The following is a 16,165-nucleotide window of genomic DNA, read 5'->3' as shown; positions in this document are numbered from 1 at the left end:
GGTGGGGTGGTAGCGGGTGGGCGTCGGGCCTTAACCCGGAATCTTGGACACGAGCTATGCGGCTTGGGGCAGGGTAGTTGATGTCGTGTCGAGTGCTGTCTCGTAGGCGATGGGACTCCGTTGTCCGGGCAGGGTTGCCAATAGCATCCGGTTGATGCTCGGCTTCTGGTTTTCAGTGGTCGGTGTTTTGTTTTCAGTGTCGGGTTGTGCCTGGTGGTGGTGGGTGAGTTGGCCGCGTGCTGAAGGCATCGCGCCGATCTGGGGCTGAAGGGTGCTGCTGAAGTGTGGGTGGTCCTGGTGCCGGGTCTATAGCGGTAGAGGGCTTCGGGATGTGTTTGCATTGCGTGGATGTCACTTCTTGGAGTGACGTCGTGCGGTGTGTCTGCTCGTGTGTCTCGTGGCGGGGCCAGTCTGCGTCTGACCTGTACGGCGTGTCAGAGGGGTGGGCTGGTGGACGCAGAGGAGGGTTCTGGCTCCTGTGATTCGGTGGTTCCTGCTGGAGCGAGCCGTGAGGTCGCTGTGGGTCGGCTGCTTGTTCTGGAGGGCCGGGGTGAGCTGAGTACGGCGCATGTGCGGTTGGTGGCGTCGGCGGTGGGTGTCTCTGAGCGCACAGTTTGGAACTGGCTGTCGGTGGCGCGTCGTGAGGGCAGGACAGGGCCGCGTCCGCGTCCGCGGTTCACTGTGACGCGGGAGATCCGGGAACTTCTTGCGCTGTGGGGTGGGAACGTCTCTGCGGTGCACCGGGAGCTCGTCGCCCGTGCGGCGAAGGCCCCTTCACCGGATCCGGTCCCGTCTCTTTCGGTTCTCCACCGTGCGGTCGTGCGGGATCTGTCGGCGGGGGAGCGGGCGGGGTTGCGCTCGGGTGAGGCAGGCCGTCGGCGTCATGACGTGTTCGGTAAACGTCCGCCGGTGTACCGGAACGCGTGCTGGGAGGGTGATCACAAGCGGGTCCCGGTGCGGGTGGACGTCGAGGGGCAGGCGGTGTGCCCGTGGGTGACGTGGTTCATTGATGTGGGGACGAAGGTGGTTGTGGGGGTGGCGGTCACTCCGCATGAGCCGGCGCGTGACGCGGTGCTGGCGGCGCTGCGGACGGGTATCAGCCGCGCTGGGCCTTACGGGCCGTTTGGTGGTCTGCCCGGCAGGGTGCGGGTGGACCGCGGCAAGGAGTTCCTTTGCCGTACGGTCGCGCATGCGTTGGGCGGTTTCGCGGTGCCGGTGGAGAACCTGCCAGCGTATACGCCGTACCGCAAGGGCACCATCGAGGCGCTGAACAGCGCGGTGGAGAAGATGTTCCTGGTCTCGCTCCCCGGTTACACCCGCCGCGCCCGGCCTGTGGGTGTTCATCGCCCCGACGAGGTGGGCGATCTGCTGTCCTTCGCGGACTTCGTCGAAGCGCTGCTGGGCTGGGTGCGCTGGTGGAACACCGGGCACCGGCCCTCTGGCCTTGCGTCGGGGCTGACCCCGATGGCGGCGTGGGAAGCGGATCCGACCCCGGTGGAGGACGTATCCGAAGAGCAACTGGCGTTCTTTGCCCTGGAGGATGACGGCAGGGTGCGGAAAATCTCGACGAGCGGGGTCAGGTGGCGGCGCCGGTTCTATATCGCGCCGTGGATGGTCGGGCACGTTGGTACACGCGTGCGGCTTCGTTATCTGCCGCACTACGACGGGCAGATCGAGGTCTTCTCGGCCGAGCATCTGGACCGTCATCTGGGGACCGCCCATCTGGCAGAGGAAGCGACGCTCGAGCAGCGCAGAGAGCTCAGCGCGGTCAGGGAGAAGAAGGCCCGCGCATTGAAGGCCGACTTGAAGGCGGCGGAGAAGCTGCGCCGCACCCGCTACACGGCCACGACCACACCGGATGTGCCTCGTCCGCGGCAGACGGTCACCGGACAGCAGGCCCAGGCGGAGATCGCCCGCGCGAAGGCCACCGCTCTGGCGGCCCGCGCGCTGCCGGACCTGATCCCGCCCCGGGACCCGCCCGCAGGCTGGACCCGCCCCCGCCCCGCCTCCGCCGCCCGGCTACACCCGGATACCGTGCCGCACTCCCCGGCGCCGGATGACACAAACGGCACCGCCCCCGCTTCACAGACCGAGGAGTGACACCGGATGGCTACCGCTGAACGCAAAGGGCGTCTGCCCGGAGAGCGGGACGACCACTTCATGCGCCTGCCCGGCGCCCAGGTCGTCTCCACGCGGGCACTGCTCACGGCGCGGGAGAACATCCGGGCCGCGATCGAGGCGAAGGCGATGATCTGCATCTACGGGCAGGCAGGCAACGGCAAGTCCTTCGCGGTCAACGCCTCCCTGCGCGAGCTCGCACCGACACTGGCGCGCCGGATCCAGTTCCGCGCCCGCCCCTCCACCCGGGACCTGCGCCACGAACTGTTCCACGCCCTCGGCCTGCCGGGCCGGCCACCGTCGCATGCGATCGAATTCGACCGCATGCTGCGCGGCGCTTTGGAGGAGCCGCGCGTGCTGGTCTGCGACGAGGCGCAGTGGCTGTCCAAGCTGTGCTTCGAGTACCTGCGCTACCTCTGGGACGACACCGCATCCGACCTCACCATCATCTTCACCGGCGGCAACGGCTGCTTCGAGATGCTGCAGAGCGAGCCCATGCTCGAATCCCGGGTCTACGTCTGGCAGGAGATCGGCCGCATGCCCCTGGACGAGATCCTCACCGTCATCCCCGCCTTCCACCCCGTATGGGAAGAGGCGGAGCCCGACCTGATGGCGGTCTGCGACCAGGAAGCCGCGCACGGAAACTTCCGGGCCTGGGCGAAGATCACCCACCACCTGGTGACCGGTCTGAAAGAGACCGGCCGTAAAAAGGGTGGATGAGGAACTGCTGCGCTGGTCCTACAGCAAACTCTCCACCCGACAGCCGGCCTGACCATGCTCGGCTGCGACAACCCACCCCCGGTCACCGTCATCCTCGACCCCGGCGACGACCTGGTCCACACCCGCGCCGCCCTGGCCGTACACGCCCCCGAAGCCGGAAGACTCACCGTCCACCCCACCCCCGGCACCGACTCCGTACTCACCCTGGCCTACGACGTCCTGGCCGCCCTGGACAAGCCCGTACCCGCGCCCGGCTACCGCCAGCTCGACACGGCTCCCGCCTGGACACTGGCGGCGGCCTGGATCCTCGCCACCAGCACCAGCCACCTGATGCTCCTGCGCGCTCACTTCCTCACCCCTCACCGCCCTGCTGCAGCTACGTCACCGCACCGGTTGCCGGCTGGCCCTGGTCTGCCACACACGCCACGTTCCCGCGCCCGTCGAGCGAGCCCTGGCCGGCGCTGATCACCATGTCGCGGAGGCGGCTGCCCTCCTACCCGCGGCAGAGCCGCCCACCGCAACGCCACCGGAGCCCGCCACGTGCAGGCCGTTGGCCAACCGGTGGCTCAACCTCCCCGCCCTAACCACGCTCAGGGCTTTCGACTCCGCCACCCGCCCCTGCCAGTGCACGGCGCCCATGGCCGAAGACCAGGACTTCTTCGCACCCGTCCTGCCGGCCCTCACCGAGTCCGAGGTCGCCCACCGACTGCACCGCGCCACCGCCCACCCCCACCTGGCAGCCCAACTGGCCACCGCCGTCTTCACCGCAGCCTCCACCACGCAACTGGCCACCGCCCACGTCCGAGACCTCGCCCCGGACGCCTCCACCCTCACCCTCCACGACGACGGACTACGCCAAGGCTGCATGACCCACCACGTCCCCACCTGGGCACGCCCCTTGCTGCTGGCCGCCGCCTTCACATGGCGACTGACCTCCGGAACCGGCGGCGCACTGTTCACCGACCCGCTGGGCAGCACCGGCCTGCCCGGCCTGACGGACTTCGCCGAGAGATGCAAGCTGCGCCCGCCCCAGCCGCCCCGCCCCAAGCGGCGCAAGGGCTCACGGGCGCCGGCGAAGCCGCCGAAAACGATCTGGCCCTTCAGCCCCGCCCACTACGCACTGTCCTGGGCCATGCGAGAGCCCGACCTCATGCAGGGATGCCCTCACCCTCCGCCCCATACCCAGCGCACGATCGATGCGTACAAGAAGGGATGGCCGCCGCCCTACTTCGGTCAGCGCGCGCTGCGCCCACCGCGCTGACTCTTCTGTCCAGGCAGGGTGGCCGAGTCCGTCTTCCCGGCACCTGGACCTTGCTGTCTCGTCCCACATCCCCATGGCTGTCTCGTCCCACATCCCCATGTGGTCACTCCGTGAGGTATCCGAGGGGCGGCGCGCCCTTCGGCGTGCTGAGGGGAACCTGCGTCCCCGTGCAGGGAGTGTCTCGCCCCGAGCTGACGCAACCGGCGCTGGTCAGTGTCTGACCAAAAAATTCTGACCGATCTTTGACCTAGAGTCGAATTTCGACTGCTGGTCACGCATAATGCGGCTATGCGAACGACTCAACGTAAGGCCCAGGAAGTTGCAGAGCGTGACCAGAAGCTGGTGCGGGTCGCGCTCGACATGGCCAGCCGGGACGGTTTCCACAATCTGACCCTCGGGAAGCTGGCCGAGGAGGCGGGCTACTCCAAGGGCACCGTCTACAACCACTTCACCTGCCTCGAAGACCTGCTCGTCGAGATCTCGGCGGAGAGCGCGCGGCGCCAGCTGCGCTACTTCCAGACGATCGCGGACCTGCCGTGGGACGGGGTGCGGTCCGTGTACGGCATGGCGCTCGCCTACATGCGGCACGCGGAGGTGGCCCCGATGCTGTTCGAGTCCAGTCTCACCGGGCGCGCGACCGACGCCGTCTGCCAGGCCGCCTCGGAGCAGCGGCTCAAGCGGCGTGACCTGATCGAGGCGCAGATGGCGCAGGTCGTCGGGTATGCCGTGGAGCGCAGCGTCGCCGAGGGCGGCTTCGACAACGCCGAAGTGGAGGCGGCCGTGGCAGCGGACGCCCTGCGCGCCTACATCCTCGGCTACGCGGCCATGCACCTGCTCTCGCCCCGCTTCCTGTGGTCTGGCGAGAAGGCCCTCGACGCCCGTCTGAAGGTGATGACCTCCATGATCAGCGGCCTGGGCTGGACCCGTCTGGCCGCCGATGACGTGGCGAAGCTGTACCAGGAGGTGGCCGGCATCGTCGACTCGATCACGGCGCAGCACACGTCGGGTCATCACTCCCTGTAGCAGAGGAGGGGCGGGCCTCCCGAACCTTTCTCCGTTCACGCTCTGTTCACGCCTGTGATGACCATGAACTAGTTGTCAAAAATCGACTGATGGTCATAAAGTGTGGGCGCCCGGTCGGACCGGCCGGGCATGTGATGCGGAACGGAGGGGCAATGCGCATCAACATCGCTCGCCGCGGGAGTGCTCTGTGGCAGGGGTGTGTCGATCTCGCACGGGAGCGCTACGCACGTGACTATCAGGCGCGGATCGCACCGTCACCGGACAGCTTCATCGCTCTGTGCGCGGACGGGGCAGGCGGATCGGACGTCGTCCCGCTGGCCTGTGCGGGGCTGACGTACGGAGGGGAGCGCAGCCTCCTCATCGAGCACTACCTCGGCGACGCGCCGGCCGACGTCATATCCCGCTACACGCGCACGGAGTGCGAGCCGGCCGGCCTGGTCGAGGTCGGGCCGCTGGCGTCCAACGAGCCGGGCGCCGGCCTGAAGCTGATCGGCATGGTGCCCGCGCTGTGCTGGTGCAACGGGGCCTCGTACCTGCTGTGCACCGTCACCCAGCCGCTCGCGCGCACCCTGGCGCGAATCGGCCTTGGGTTCACGTCCCTCGCCGAGGCGCGCGAGGACTTGCTGCCCGAGGAGCAGCGGGGCAGGTGGGGGTCGTACTACGACACCGCGCCCGTCGCCGGCTTCATCGACCTGCGGGCGTTCGACGCCGGTATCAACCGCGAGGCCGCCTCCGGCTACCACCTGGCCGTCACCTGGGGGCGGGAAGCCTCCCTCGCCACGCAGGGGGCGGGGGCTCGATGAGGAAGATCTACGACGGCCTGTACGCGCCCGAGCGCCGCGACGACGCCCTCGTCGAGCGGCTCGCCGCCGACGGCTCTCTCGCCGAGACCTTCACCTACGGGGACCTCGCCGGCTGGAGCGGGCAGATCCGTCGGCTGCTCGCCGACCTCGGCGCCCACGCCGGGACCACGGTCGGTGTCGTCGCGGGCAACGGCCCCGAGTGGGTGGCAGCGGACCTCGCGCTGCTGCTCGGCGGCTTCGTCGAGGTGCCCGTGCCGCTGGCGTTCTCCGGCGAGCAGGCGGCCTCGCTGCTCAAGGAGGTCCGGCTCTGCCTGGCCGACGAGGCCGGGGTGCGTAAGCTCGCGGAGTGGGGCCTTGACGGCGCGGTCACCGTCCTTCCGATCGCGGCGGACAGCGGCGCCGGGAACCGCGTGGCGGAGCCCGACGGGCTGCAGTTGCCTCCCGACGAGCGGATCATCAAGGTCATCCACACCTCGGGGACCACCGGCGCGCCCAAAGGCGTGAAGATCCGCTCGAAGGCACTCGAAGCGCTGCTGGTGTCGCTCAACTCGGTCTCACCCGCCGGGGTTTACGCCCGCTATCTCTCCCTGGTGCCGTTCAGCCTGCTCATCGAGCAGGTCACCGCCGTGTACCTGCCGATCATCAACGGCGGCCGGACGATCCTGCTGCCCAAGGACACCGCGCTGCTGGGCACCGCCGGATCCCGCGCCGACGACGTGGTGGCCTGGATGCGGGCCGGCCGACCGACCGCCGCGGTGCTGCCGCCTGCCGCGGTCAGCGCCCTCGACAAGGCGGTCCGCAGCGCGCCGGCCGACGCCGGACCGGTCCTCGGCGACGGCGTACGGCCGTTTTTGATGGCGGGCGGCGCGCCCGTCGACGTAGAGGCCCAGCTGCGTCTGGACGCCGCCGGGCTGCGGGTGCACGAGGGGTACGGGCTGTCCGAGAACAGCTCGGTCGTCTCGTGGAACACCCCCGAGCACTGGCGGCCCGGCACGGTGGGCAGGCCGCTGCCGCACTGCCAGGTCAGGCTCTCCGACGGCGGGGAGCTGCTGGTGAAGTCGACGTCACTGTTCGCCGGTTACACCGTCGAGGACCCGACCAGCCGCCCCGTCGACGAGGACGGATGGCTGCACACCGGGGACCGTGCCGAGATCGACGAGGACGGCTACATCCGCATCCTCGGCCGCCTCAAAAACGTGATCATCACCAGTCACGGCCGCAACGTCTCGCCGGAGTGGGTCGAGGGCAGCCTGCGCAGCTGCCCGTCGGTAGTGGACGCCGTGGTGTTCGGCGAGGGCCTGGAACACCTGTCGGCCCTGCTGATCACCGCCCAGGGCGCCGATGCCGAGGAGACACGGCGTCAGGCGCACGCGTACGCCGAACGGCACCTGGCCGAGACCGACCGGCCCGAGCGCTTCTTCGTCGTGGCGGACAGCGCTGAGTTCCGCCGCCGGTACTTCACCGTCACCGGCCGGCCACGGCGACAGAAGCTCTTCGACGACCTGATGACCGTGACCACTGCGTACGGCCGCTCGAACCACCTCATCCTCTGAATCACACAAGAACGGGGACCCAGCCATGACAGTTGCCCAGAACACCCTGCGACTGACCGCCATCGGCGACGGTGACGGCATGATGATCACACCCACTGGTACCGAAGCCGACTTCACCGAGCTCTACCAGGCCGGCCTCGACGGCCTGCTCGCCGACACCGGGCACCTCCTCATCCGCGGATTCACCCCGAGCGTCGAGGAGTTCAACGAGCTGGTGCGCCGCTACAGCTCCCGCACCACCCTCGACCCGGCCCGCACCTTCCACGGCAACGCCGCCCAGAAGGTCGACTCCGGGCACGACCCGATCGGCCTCCACCTGGAGAACGGGGCCACGCCCTTCGCCCCCGACCTGCTCTGGTTCCACTGCGTCAAGGCGGCCAAGTCCGGCTCCCAGACGACCGTCTGCGACGGCTTTAGGGTCTGGGACGCGCTGTCCGAGCGGGCGAAGCAGATCTTCACCGACAAGCCGGTGAAGTACACGCGCAGCAACGTCCCGCAGGCCATGTGGCAGCGGCTCGCCGCCCACCTCACCGGCAGCGGCGCCGATGCGGCCGAGATGACGGTCGACCACCTCTACGCCGTGTCGAACAAGGGCGCCGACGTGCTCTTCACCCAGGCCGCCGACGGATCCCTGACCTACGAGTACTCGGTGTACGCGGCCCACCCCACCCGCACGTCCTCGCGCATAGCGTGGGCCAACAGCATCCTGGGGCCCTCGTTCAACTACGAGGCACCCGAGATCCGCTTCGCCGACGGCTCCGCGATACCCGACGACGTGATCGCCGAGTACACCGAGGTCTCCGAGAAGGTCACCGAGGAGATCCAGTGGGAGGACGGCGACATCGTCCTCATCGACAACACCCGTGTCATGCACGGCCGCCGGGCGATCACCGACCCCGAACGCACCATCCTCAACGCCCAGAGCTACGCCAGGAGCTGACCCATGAAGTACGGCATCGTCATCCGCTACGAATTCGACCCCTCCTGGCTGCAACTGAGCCGCGAGCAGCGCGGTGCGAAGGAGGAGGTCTTCCAGAAAGAGATCGTCGGGCCGTTCGCCGACAAGATGTCGGTCCGTCACTTCGACGCCGAGGCGTTCGCTACGGACTACTCCGACTTCCTGTTCGTCGAGACCGACGACATCAAGGCCTACTACTACTTCATCGAGAAGCTACGGGACAGCGAGTTCATCGCCCAGGGCTGGGTGCGCCTGCACGACATCTCCATCGGGCTGCAGGACGGCTACAAGGAGTACGAGAATGACCAGGTCTGACCAGTTCGACTCCATCGCCGAGGTCGTCCGCACCGAGCTGGACTCGGTGACCCGGCTCGCGCACATCAACACCTTCCACCCCGGCGCCTTCGACTGGGCGGAGGCCGGCACACAGGCGGAGCGCGAGTTCGTCTCGGTTGTCGCCTACGGGGACAGGGGCCATGAGGCCGAGGCCGTCGCCTACCTCACCAAGGAGCTGGCGCAGCTCGCCGAGATCGAGCGCCACGTCAGCACGGTCATGGCCATGGTGATGGGGGAGCTGCACGACCTGCGTGACGCCATCAACCTCGGGCACGAGCTGCACAACGCGCTGTCCTGCTTCGCCGCCGAGGAGATCCAGCACGCCAACACCTTCTACCGGTACGTGCGGGCCCTCTCCGGCACCGAACCCCGCGTCGACAGGGCCCTGTTCGACGAGCGGCTCGACGTCTTCCGCACCGACGACCACCCCTACGTCAAACTCGTCGCGCTGTGCTGCTCGGCGTACGTCGGGGAGTCAGTGATCACCGTGTTCGAGCACCGTACCGACGCGCTCGACCCGGACCGGGCCCGCTTCTTCACCCGCCTCCTGCACACGCACGGCCTCGACGAGGCCCGGCACGTGAAGATCGACCACGTGGCGATGAAGCTGATCTACCCGGCGCTCACCGCCGAGCAGCAGCAGCGGGTCCGCGAGCTCCTCGACCAGATCGAGGAGCTCAACCGGAAGCTGGCCGCGACCTTCGAGGAGCGAACCCGGCAGCTGCTCGGGGTCGACTTCGTCACCGGCAACCCGGCGGCCGCCGTGCAGCTTCAGATGACGAAGGCGTTCGGCGGCAAGGTCTTCGCCGAGGACGGCACGCTCTACACCGTCGACGAGATCCTCGACGAGGAACTCACGCGGCTCATCACCGAGTTCTCCGGCGTCGACCGGGTGCACGCTGCCGCCTTCATGCCGCCGCCGGTGAAGGTGCCGAGCACGGTGGGGGGCACGTCGTGACGTCCTCGGCTATAGGGGCCGGCGCTGGCCCGAACGCCGCCGCGCCCGCCCGCTCGACGGTGGCCGGGGGCAAGGTCGCGGTCGCTGCGGCGGTGCTTGCCCTGCTCCTGGCCGCGATGGACGCCACCGTCATGGGCACCGTGCTGCCCAGCGTCCTGTCCGACGTCGGCGGCGGCTCGGGCGGCGGATACGCCTGGCTGGTCTCCGGGTTCATGCTGGCCCAGGTGGCCGGCACCCCGCTGGCCGGCTGGGTCGCCGACCGGCTCGACGACCGCATCCTGGCCGTCGGCTCGACACTGGTCTTCCTCGGCGCCTCGGTCCTGGCCGGGGTCGCGGGCTCGTTCGGTGTCCTGGTCGCGGCCCGCGTGCTGCACGGCATGGCCGCGGGCGCGATCGTCGTCTCCAGCTACGTGATCGTCGGCCGGGTCTTCGGCCCCGAGCGACGCGCCAAGGCCCAGTCGATGCTGAGCATGGTCTGGGGCGTGGCCGCGGTCCTCGGCCCGGTCCTCGGCGCGGCCGTCACCGAGGCGTGGGGCTGGCGCTGGGTGTTCTTCCTGAACGTTCCGCTGTGCACGTTCGTCGTCCTGGCGATCGTCCTCGCGCTGCCGAAGCGGGAAGCGGCCTCGGGGCAGCAGCGCTCCGGCTTCCCCGCCGGGGAGTACCTGCTCGTCACGGGCGGCTCCGCGCTGGTCCTCGTGGGGCTGCAGGGCGGCGAACTCGGTCTCGGCACGATCGGCGGCGTCCTCGCCGCCCTCGCCGGCCTGGTGGCGCTCGCCCTGGTACGCCGCTTCGGCGGCGGCCTCGTACCGCGCCAGATCCTCTCCCGGACCCCCTCGGCGGGCGCGGCGCTGGCCACCGTGGGCGCCTGCGTCGTGATGTACGCGACGGTCACCGTGCTGCCCGTACGCCTCGCCGCCTCCGGCACCTCGACCACCCAGATCGCCGTGGTCGTCGGCCTGGCCGCGCTCGGCTGGGTCGCGGGCAGCGCCGTCACCGGCGGGCTCGTGGCCAAGCACGGCTACCGGCCCTCGATGCTGGCGGGCGCGCTCGCCCTGCTGATCAGCGCCACCCTCTGCGCCACGGGCGAACTCGCCTGGCTGGCAGGCACGACGGCGGGCATCGGCACCGGCGCCGTCACGGCGACGACGCTCGCCCTCATCCAGGACCAGTCGCCGCCCGAGCAACTGGGCGTGGCCACCTCGGCCGCGACGATGCTGCGCAACCTCGGCTCGGCGGCCGGCGTGAACGGCATCGCGGCCCTCACCGCGGCCCTGGCCACCACCTCCCACCAGGGCCAGCAGAACCGGGCCTTCTGGGTTCTCGCGGCGGTGGTCGTCGTGACGGTCCTCGCCCCGGCGGTGGCCGCACCCCGCCGTCGTACGACCACCGGGTGACACCCGGATCCGGGGGCCGCGCCCGTGCGCGGCCCCCGGATCCGGCCACGACACAAGGAAGACGATGACCCAGACCACGACACCCGCCCCGGCGCCGGTCGAGGTCGCCACACCACATCCCTGGCGGCGCAGGGGGCTTCGGCTTCTGCGCGGTCTCTCGGTGCTCGCCCTGTTCGACACCCTGCTGCAGGCGGCGCTCGCCGGCCTGTTCATCACCGGCGACGTCGGCCTGCTGGACTGGCACGCGGCCAACGCCTCCGTGCTCGCCCTCCTCGTCGCCCTCGAAGCGATCGCCGCGTTCCTGATGTGGCGCCCGGGCCGCGGCCCGATCGGCCCGTTCCTCCTGGCAGCCGGCCTGCTCCTGCTCGTCGGCGTCCAGCAGGCGCTGGGGCACTCCCGCATGCTGGGCGGCCATGTGCCGCTGGGCATGGCCATCTTCGGGATCGGTGCCGCCCTGACGTACTGGTCCTTCTCGTCCACGTACGAGGAGGGAACCAAGTGACATCACGCCGACGGGTATTGGGCCTGATCGCAGGTGGCACGGCGGGCCTCGCGGTGCCCGCAGGCGCGGCCGCCTACGCCCACTTCACCGGCGAGCGCACCGGCAAGGTCCTCGCCAGCCGAATCCGGCTGCCGAAGCCGTTCACTGTGCCTCTGCCGACCCCGCCCCGCGCCCGCCCCGCGCGCAGCACCCGCACCGCCGACCACTACGAACTGACCCAGCGCGCAGCCCCGGTGGAGATCCTGCCCGGCACCCGCACGACCGTCTGGGGCTATGACGGGATCTTCCCCGGCCCCACGATCACCGCACGCTCAGGACGCAGCACCTCCATCCAGCTCCTCAACTCCCTGACCGTGCCGACCTCGATGCACCTGCACGGCGGCGTCACACCCCCGCACTCCGACGGCTACCCCACGGACGTGGTCGTGCCCGCCCTGTGCGGCGACGCCTTCAACGGCGGCCGCATGCAGCGCATGGGCCACGGCATGCACACCGCCGCCTCCGACTGGACTGTTTCGCAAGGCAGCAAGACGTACGAGTACCCGCTGACGCAGCGGGCCGCGACCCTCTGGTACCACGACCACCGGATGGACTTCAGCGCCCCGCAGGTCTGGCGCGGCCTCGCCGGGTTCTTCCTGGTCCACGACGCCGAGGAGGACGCGCTCCCGCTGCCCGGCGGCGACCGCGACCTGCCCCTGATGCTGTGCGACCGGTCCTTCGAAGCGGACGGCTCCTTCCGCTACCCCGGCCACGACCTCTCCTGCACCGGCACGCCCGGCGTCCAGAACGCCTACATGGACGGTGTCCTGGGCGACGTACAACTGGTCAACGGTGCCCCCTGGCCCGAGGCCGAGATCCCGGCCGCCCGCCACCGCCTGCGGCTCCTCAACGCCTCCAACGCCCGCCGCTACCACCTCCGCCTGGAGCTGGAAGGCGGCGGCACGCTGCCCGTCACCCAGATCGGCGGCGACGCCGGACTCCTGGACGAACCCCAGCGGCTCGACGCCATCCCCATCGCACCGGCCGAACGCTTCGACGTCGTCGTCGACTTCTCCCGATGCCCGGTCGGCAGCCACGTCACCCTGGTCAACACCCTGGCCGACGGCCGGATGCGGCAGGTCATGCGCTTCCGTATCGCCCGCAAGGCGAAGGACGACAGCCACGTCCCGGCCCGCCTCTCCTCCTACGCGCCGCTCGCCCCGGCCACCGCCGTCACCACCCGACACTTCGACTTCCGCCGCACCGACGACCGGTGGACCATCAACGGCCACCCGTTCAACGCCGCCGAGACCCTGGCCCGCCCACGCCTCGGCACCGTCGAACGCTGGCGCCTGAGCAGCGACTTCCACCACCCGGTCCATCTCCACCTGGCCCACTTCCAGGTCCTCTCCCGCGGCGGCCGACCCCCGCAGGCCAGCGACGCGGGCTGGAAGGACACCGTCGACGTCCGCCCGTACGAAGTGGTGGAGATCCTCGCCCGCTTCGACGGCTACCGCGGCCGTTACATGCTGCACTGCCACAACCTGGAGCACGAGGACATGGCGATGATGGCGAACTTCGAGGTGGTCTGACCAGTCTCGCCACCGTCAGCGCGACCGACCTCAACAGAATCTCAATCAAAGGGAGAAAGTGGTGACCACTCAAGGACAACCGGCTCCAGAATTCATGCACGTCGCTCAGAGCGAGGGTGACGCGAGGTGGGTATTCCGCGACCACTACACCTTCAAGGCGGAGAAGAAGGACACGGGCGGGGGGTTCAGCCTGCTGGAAGTAGTGCTCCACCCCGGTTCGGGCGCCCCACCGCACACCCACCACGGGGAGGACGAGGCCGCCTACATTCTCGAAGGCAGCCTGGAAGTCCACTGCGATGGCCGCGTTGAGGTGGTCGGGACGGGATCCTTTGTATTCCTGCCTCGCGGAAAGGCCCACAGCTACCAAGTCCTCGGCGACGTGCCGGTGAAGCTGCTGGCCTGGTACACGCCGGGCGGCGCCGAAGGCTACTTCAAAAAGCTGGGCAGCTCAGCCGCCAACGGGGAGCCCCGGCCACCAGCCGAGCGGTTGGCGATCGACTCCTTGACGGCCAGCAAGGTCGCCCAGGAATTCAATGTGGACCGCTAGCCTCCCCGCAGCCCACCCAGACCCGCGCCGCGCGGGCCGATCTCCTCGGCCTGCCCGACGTCCGTCTGCCTGACGTGGGGGAGCTACTGGCCCCTGGCGTACTGGGCGCCGACCGCGGCGCCGGTCCCCGCACCATGGAGGACGCCGGCGATGACGGCCGCGCCGACCCACCAGGGCGGAGACCGCTCGTGGATCTACCCATGGGCCAAAGCCGGATGCAGCGGGGGCTCGGTCAGCCTTCCTGCCCGGCTACGCCGCGCCCAGGGCCTGCGCCGCCCAGTCCAGTCCGAGGTCGGCCAGCCGCTGACGCTGTTCCTCGCCCAGCTTCGCCCGCCGCGTCTTAACGTTCGACAACCACACCCCGAGCTTGACCTCGGCCCCGTCCGGCAGGATCTCGATGTGAGAGCGGCTGACGGGCCCCACAGTGCCCGTGCGCGCCTTGTACTGGGCTAGTGCCGCGCATCCCCGCTCGAACGCGGCAGAGCCGCTCCTGGAGGCCTTGGCGGGTGTCTGCTGCTCCGGGGGCAGGGGCGTCACTCCGAGGGCGGTCAGGCGCTCGAGCTGTCCCGGTGCGAGTCCTTCCCAGACGACGTGCTGGCGCTGCCGGTGAAGCCACCGCCCGACGTCCGCCCCGCCTGCGGTGACGCCCGGCACGATGTCGGCCGGCTCGGCGCCGAGCGCGAGCAGCCGTGCCACGCTGGCGTAGTTGCGTTGCCAGTCGATAGGCCACTTAGGCCGCCAGTCGGGGTCGATCTCCGCGAGCTGCGCCGCCCGCCGCTTCGCCCGCTCTTCGTCCTTGCCCAACCCGCCGGGCTTACGAAGGTTGGCCAGCCACTGCCCGACCGGTTTGTCCAACGCGGTGGCCGTGACCGGGGCGGCCAGCGTGCCGGTCACGGCGTAGTAGGCGCGGGCCGCTGCGAGGTTCTCTTCCCAGGCCTCTTCGGCCGGGTCCCAGATCATGCCCAGCTCATCGAGGTCCGCTGCCCGTTCCTCGGCGAGTCCGCCGTTCTGCATGCTGCGCCGCTGGTCAGCGAGCCACCTCCCCAGCGGGAAGGAGTGCCCACCCGGCATGAGTTCACGGTGTTCGTAGGGCACGGCCAGGTGCCCGGTGCGCCGGCGGAACGCGACCGCGGCCCGGTGGCCCACCTTCCAATTCGCGTGCTCCGGCTCGATCAGGTTGTAGCGGACCAGCCGGGCGATCAGGGCGGGGTCGCGGTGGGTGCCGAACCTGAGCAGCGCCCGCTGCTCCTCCTCGCCGTCCCCGGGTTCCTCGCCCAAATACGACGGATCGGCCGAGGTGCGATGCAGTCCTTCCTGCGGGATCGCCAGCATTTCCACGGCCCGTTCATCATGCGCACGAAGACCCGACAGCACTTTGATCAAAGGCTGGTACGAGGCCGAATAGGGCATGTCTTCCTCGGTCTCGTCGGGCCTGAGGAATACCGGCACGATCAGCGTCGCCAATTTCCCCTGATGGGGTTTCTGCCGCAGCGCCCTGCCGATGGCCTGGACGATGTCGACCGCCGATCCCTTCGGGTCGATCAGCGCCACGGAGTCCACGCTCGGCACGTCCACGCCTTCACCCAGAACGCGGCAGTTGGACAGCACCGCCCGCCCGGCCCGGGCCCCGAACTGCGCCAGCCTCTCCGCCCGTACGTCCGCATCGTGCTCGCCGGAGAGCCAGTTCGCCCACACCTTCTTGGGGTGCCGCTCGGGGTCCTCGGCGTGCAGCCGCCGCGCCACACGCGGCAGGCCTTCGGCGAAGGCGCGGGCCTCGATGGTGCGGTGGTGGAAGGTGATGCACCGCGTCAGGCCGTGGGCGGCCATGGTCTCCAGCAGCGCGGCCTGGAGCACCGCCAGCCGCTCCCCGCGCACCTCCTCCTCGTGCCGGTCCTCGCCGTAGAGCCGCTCCGGTGTCAGGTGCTCGTCCCGCAGCTCGGCGACCACGATCTGATACCGCGCCAAGAGCCCCCGCGCGATGGCCTCGCTCAGGTCGAGTTCGTACAGGACGGGCCCGTAAATGGCCTCGTCGTCCATCGAACAGGCCATCTCCTCCGGCAACCGGTCCCGCGCGGCCGGCCCCTCCGTGCCGTCCTCCCGCCGGCGCCACCGGCGTGGCGCCGGCCGTTCCATCCAGATCCGCGGGGTGGCCGTCATGTACAGCCGCCGCATCGCCGGCAGCAGCTCCTGGTCGTGCACGGCCGCCCACGCCTTCCCGAGCGATCCGCTCGTGCGGTGGGCTTCGTCCACGAGGATCAGGTCCCACACGTCCATGGGCAGGCCGTACTCGCCCGAGTGCGCCTCGATCAGCACCGGAAGCGATGCGTGTCGGTTCTTCACATGGTTGAGACACGTTCATCGCTGTGACCTGCTACATCTCAACTGCACTCACAGAAGCTAAGGTTGAGCCATCTACCCAGC

Annotated in this window: 15 protein-coding genes; 14 read left to right on the top strand and 1 reads right to left on the bottom strand. The window is 69.8% G+C overall.

Annotation, left to right across the window (positions count from 1 at the left end; genetic code table 11):
• The first annotated feature begins 519 nt into the window (after positions 1 to 519).
• The 14 genes from ACFYZJ_RS38640 to ACFYZJ_RS38575 all read left to right on the top strand — a co-directional run bounded on the left by ACFYZJ_RS38640 (position 520) and on the right by ACFYZJ_RS38575 (position 13,744).
• Positions 520 to 2,100 (top strand): Mu transposase C-terminal domain-containing protein, encoded by a 1,581-nt coding sequence (locus ACFYZJ_RS38640; protein ID WP_388576916.1) that lies wholly within the window; start codon positions 520 to 522, stop codon positions 2,098 to 2,100.
• Between the two features lie 6 nt (positions 2,101 to 2,106).
• Complete coding sequence (locus ACFYZJ_RS38635; RefSeq protein WP_388576867.1) at positions 2,107 to 2,838, top strand: AAA family ATPase; 732 nt, start codon at positions 2,107 to 2,109, stop codon at positions 2,836 to 2,838.
• Between the two features lie 54 nt (positions 2,839 to 2,892).
• Positions 2,893 to 3,303, top strand: a complete 411-nt coding sequence (locus ACFYZJ_RS38630) for a hypothetical protein (protein ID WP_388576865.1) — start codon at positions 2,893 to 2,895, stop codon at positions 3,301 to 3,303.
• 172 nt (positions 3,304 to 3,475) lie between these two features.
• A complete protein-coding gene (locus tag ACFYZJ_RS38625) occupies positions 3,476 to 4,099 on the top strand; it encodes a hypothetical protein (RefSeq protein WP_388576862.1) in 624 nt (207 codons plus the stop codon).
• 288 nt (positions 4,100 to 4,387) lie between these two features.
• Complete coding sequence (locus tag ACFYZJ_RS38620) at positions 4,388 to 5,122, top strand: TetR/AcrR family transcriptional regulator (protein ID WP_388576859.1); 735 nt, start codon at positions 4,388 to 4,390, stop codon at positions 5,120 to 5,122.
• A gap of 152 nt (positions 5,123 to 5,274) precedes the next feature.
• Positions 5,275 to 5,925 carry a thermostable hemolysin gene (locus tag ACFYZJ_RS38615; RefSeq protein ID WP_388576857.1) on the top strand — a complete coding sequence of 217 codons (651 nt, stop codon included), beginning with the start codon at positions 5,275 to 5,277 and terminating at the stop codon, positions 5,923 to 5,925.
• Positions 5,922 to 7,478 (top strand): AMP-binding protein, encoded by a 1,557-nt coding sequence (locus tag ACFYZJ_RS38610; protein ID WP_388576854.1) that lies wholly within the window; start codon positions 5,922 to 5,924, stop codon positions 7,476 to 7,478. The genes ACFYZJ_RS38615 and ACFYZJ_RS38610 overlap by 4 nt, the downstream gene beginning before the upstream one ends.
• A 25-nt stretch (positions 7,479 to 7,503) precedes the next feature.
• On the top strand, positions 7,504 to 8,418 hold the full coding sequence (locus ACFYZJ_RS38605; protein ID WP_388576852.1) for a TauD/TfdA family dioxygenase: 915 nt from the start codon (positions 7,504 to 7,506) through the stop codon (positions 8,416 to 8,418).
• 3 nt (positions 8,419 to 8,421) lie between these two features.
• Positions 8,422 to 8,751, top strand: a complete 330-nt coding sequence (locus ACFYZJ_RS38600) for a darcynin family protein (protein ID WP_388576850.1) — start codon at positions 8,422 to 8,424, stop codon at positions 8,749 to 8,751.
• On the top strand, positions 8,738 to 9,730 hold the full coding sequence (locus ACFYZJ_RS38595) for a hypothetical protein (RefSeq protein WP_388576848.1): 993 nt from the start codon (positions 8,738 to 8,740) through the stop codon (positions 9,728 to 9,730). Before ACFYZJ_RS38600 ends, ACFYZJ_RS38595 begins: the two co-directional genes overlap by 14 nt.
• Complete coding sequence (locus ACFYZJ_RS38590; protein WP_388576846.1) at positions 9,727 to 11,124, top strand: MFS transporter; 1,398 nt, start codon at positions 9,727 to 9,729, stop codon at positions 11,122 to 11,124. Before ACFYZJ_RS38595 ends, ACFYZJ_RS38590 begins: the two co-directional genes overlap by 4 nt.
• A gap of 64 nt (positions 11,125 to 11,188) precedes the next feature.
• On the top strand, positions 11,189 to 11,626 hold the full coding sequence (locus ACFYZJ_RS38585; RefSeq protein WP_388576843.1) for a hypothetical protein: 438 nt from the start codon (positions 11,189 to 11,191) through the stop codon (positions 11,624 to 11,626).
• The gene (locus ACFYZJ_RS38580; protein WP_388576841.1) at positions 11,623 to 13,197 is read left to right on the top strand and encodes a multicopper oxidase family protein; all 1,575 of its coding nucleotides are present in this window, start codon (positions 11,623 to 11,625) and stop codon (positions 13,195 to 13,197) included. The genes ACFYZJ_RS38585 and ACFYZJ_RS38580 overlap by 4 nt, the downstream gene beginning before the upstream one ends.
• 61 nt (positions 13,198 to 13,258) lie before the next feature.
• Positions 13,259 to 13,744: a cupin domain-containing protein gene (locus ACFYZJ_RS38575; protein ID WP_388576839.1), complete on the top strand. Its 486-nt coding sequence runs from the start codon at positions 13,259 to 13,261 to the stop codon at positions 13,742 to 13,744.
• A gap of 249 nt (positions 13,745 to 13,993) precedes the next feature.
• Here ACFYZJ_RS38575 and ACFYZJ_RS38570 read toward each other — a convergent pair whose 3' ends face one another.
• Entirely contained in the window at positions 13,994 to 16,084 is a 2,091-nt protein-coding gene (locus ACFYZJ_RS38570; RefSeq protein WP_388576836.1) for a Helicase associated domain protein, read from the bottom strand.
• Positions 16,085 to 16,165: the final 81 nt, after the last annotated feature.

Source organism: Streptomyces sp. NPDC001848 (genome assembly GCF_042891915.1).
Classification (GTDB): Bacteria; Actinomycetota; Actinomycetes; order Streptomycetales; family Streptomycetaceae; genus Streptomyces.
The sequence above is the reverse complement of the archived record's forward strand: the minus strand, read 5'-3'. Positions and strand labels throughout refer to the sequence as shown.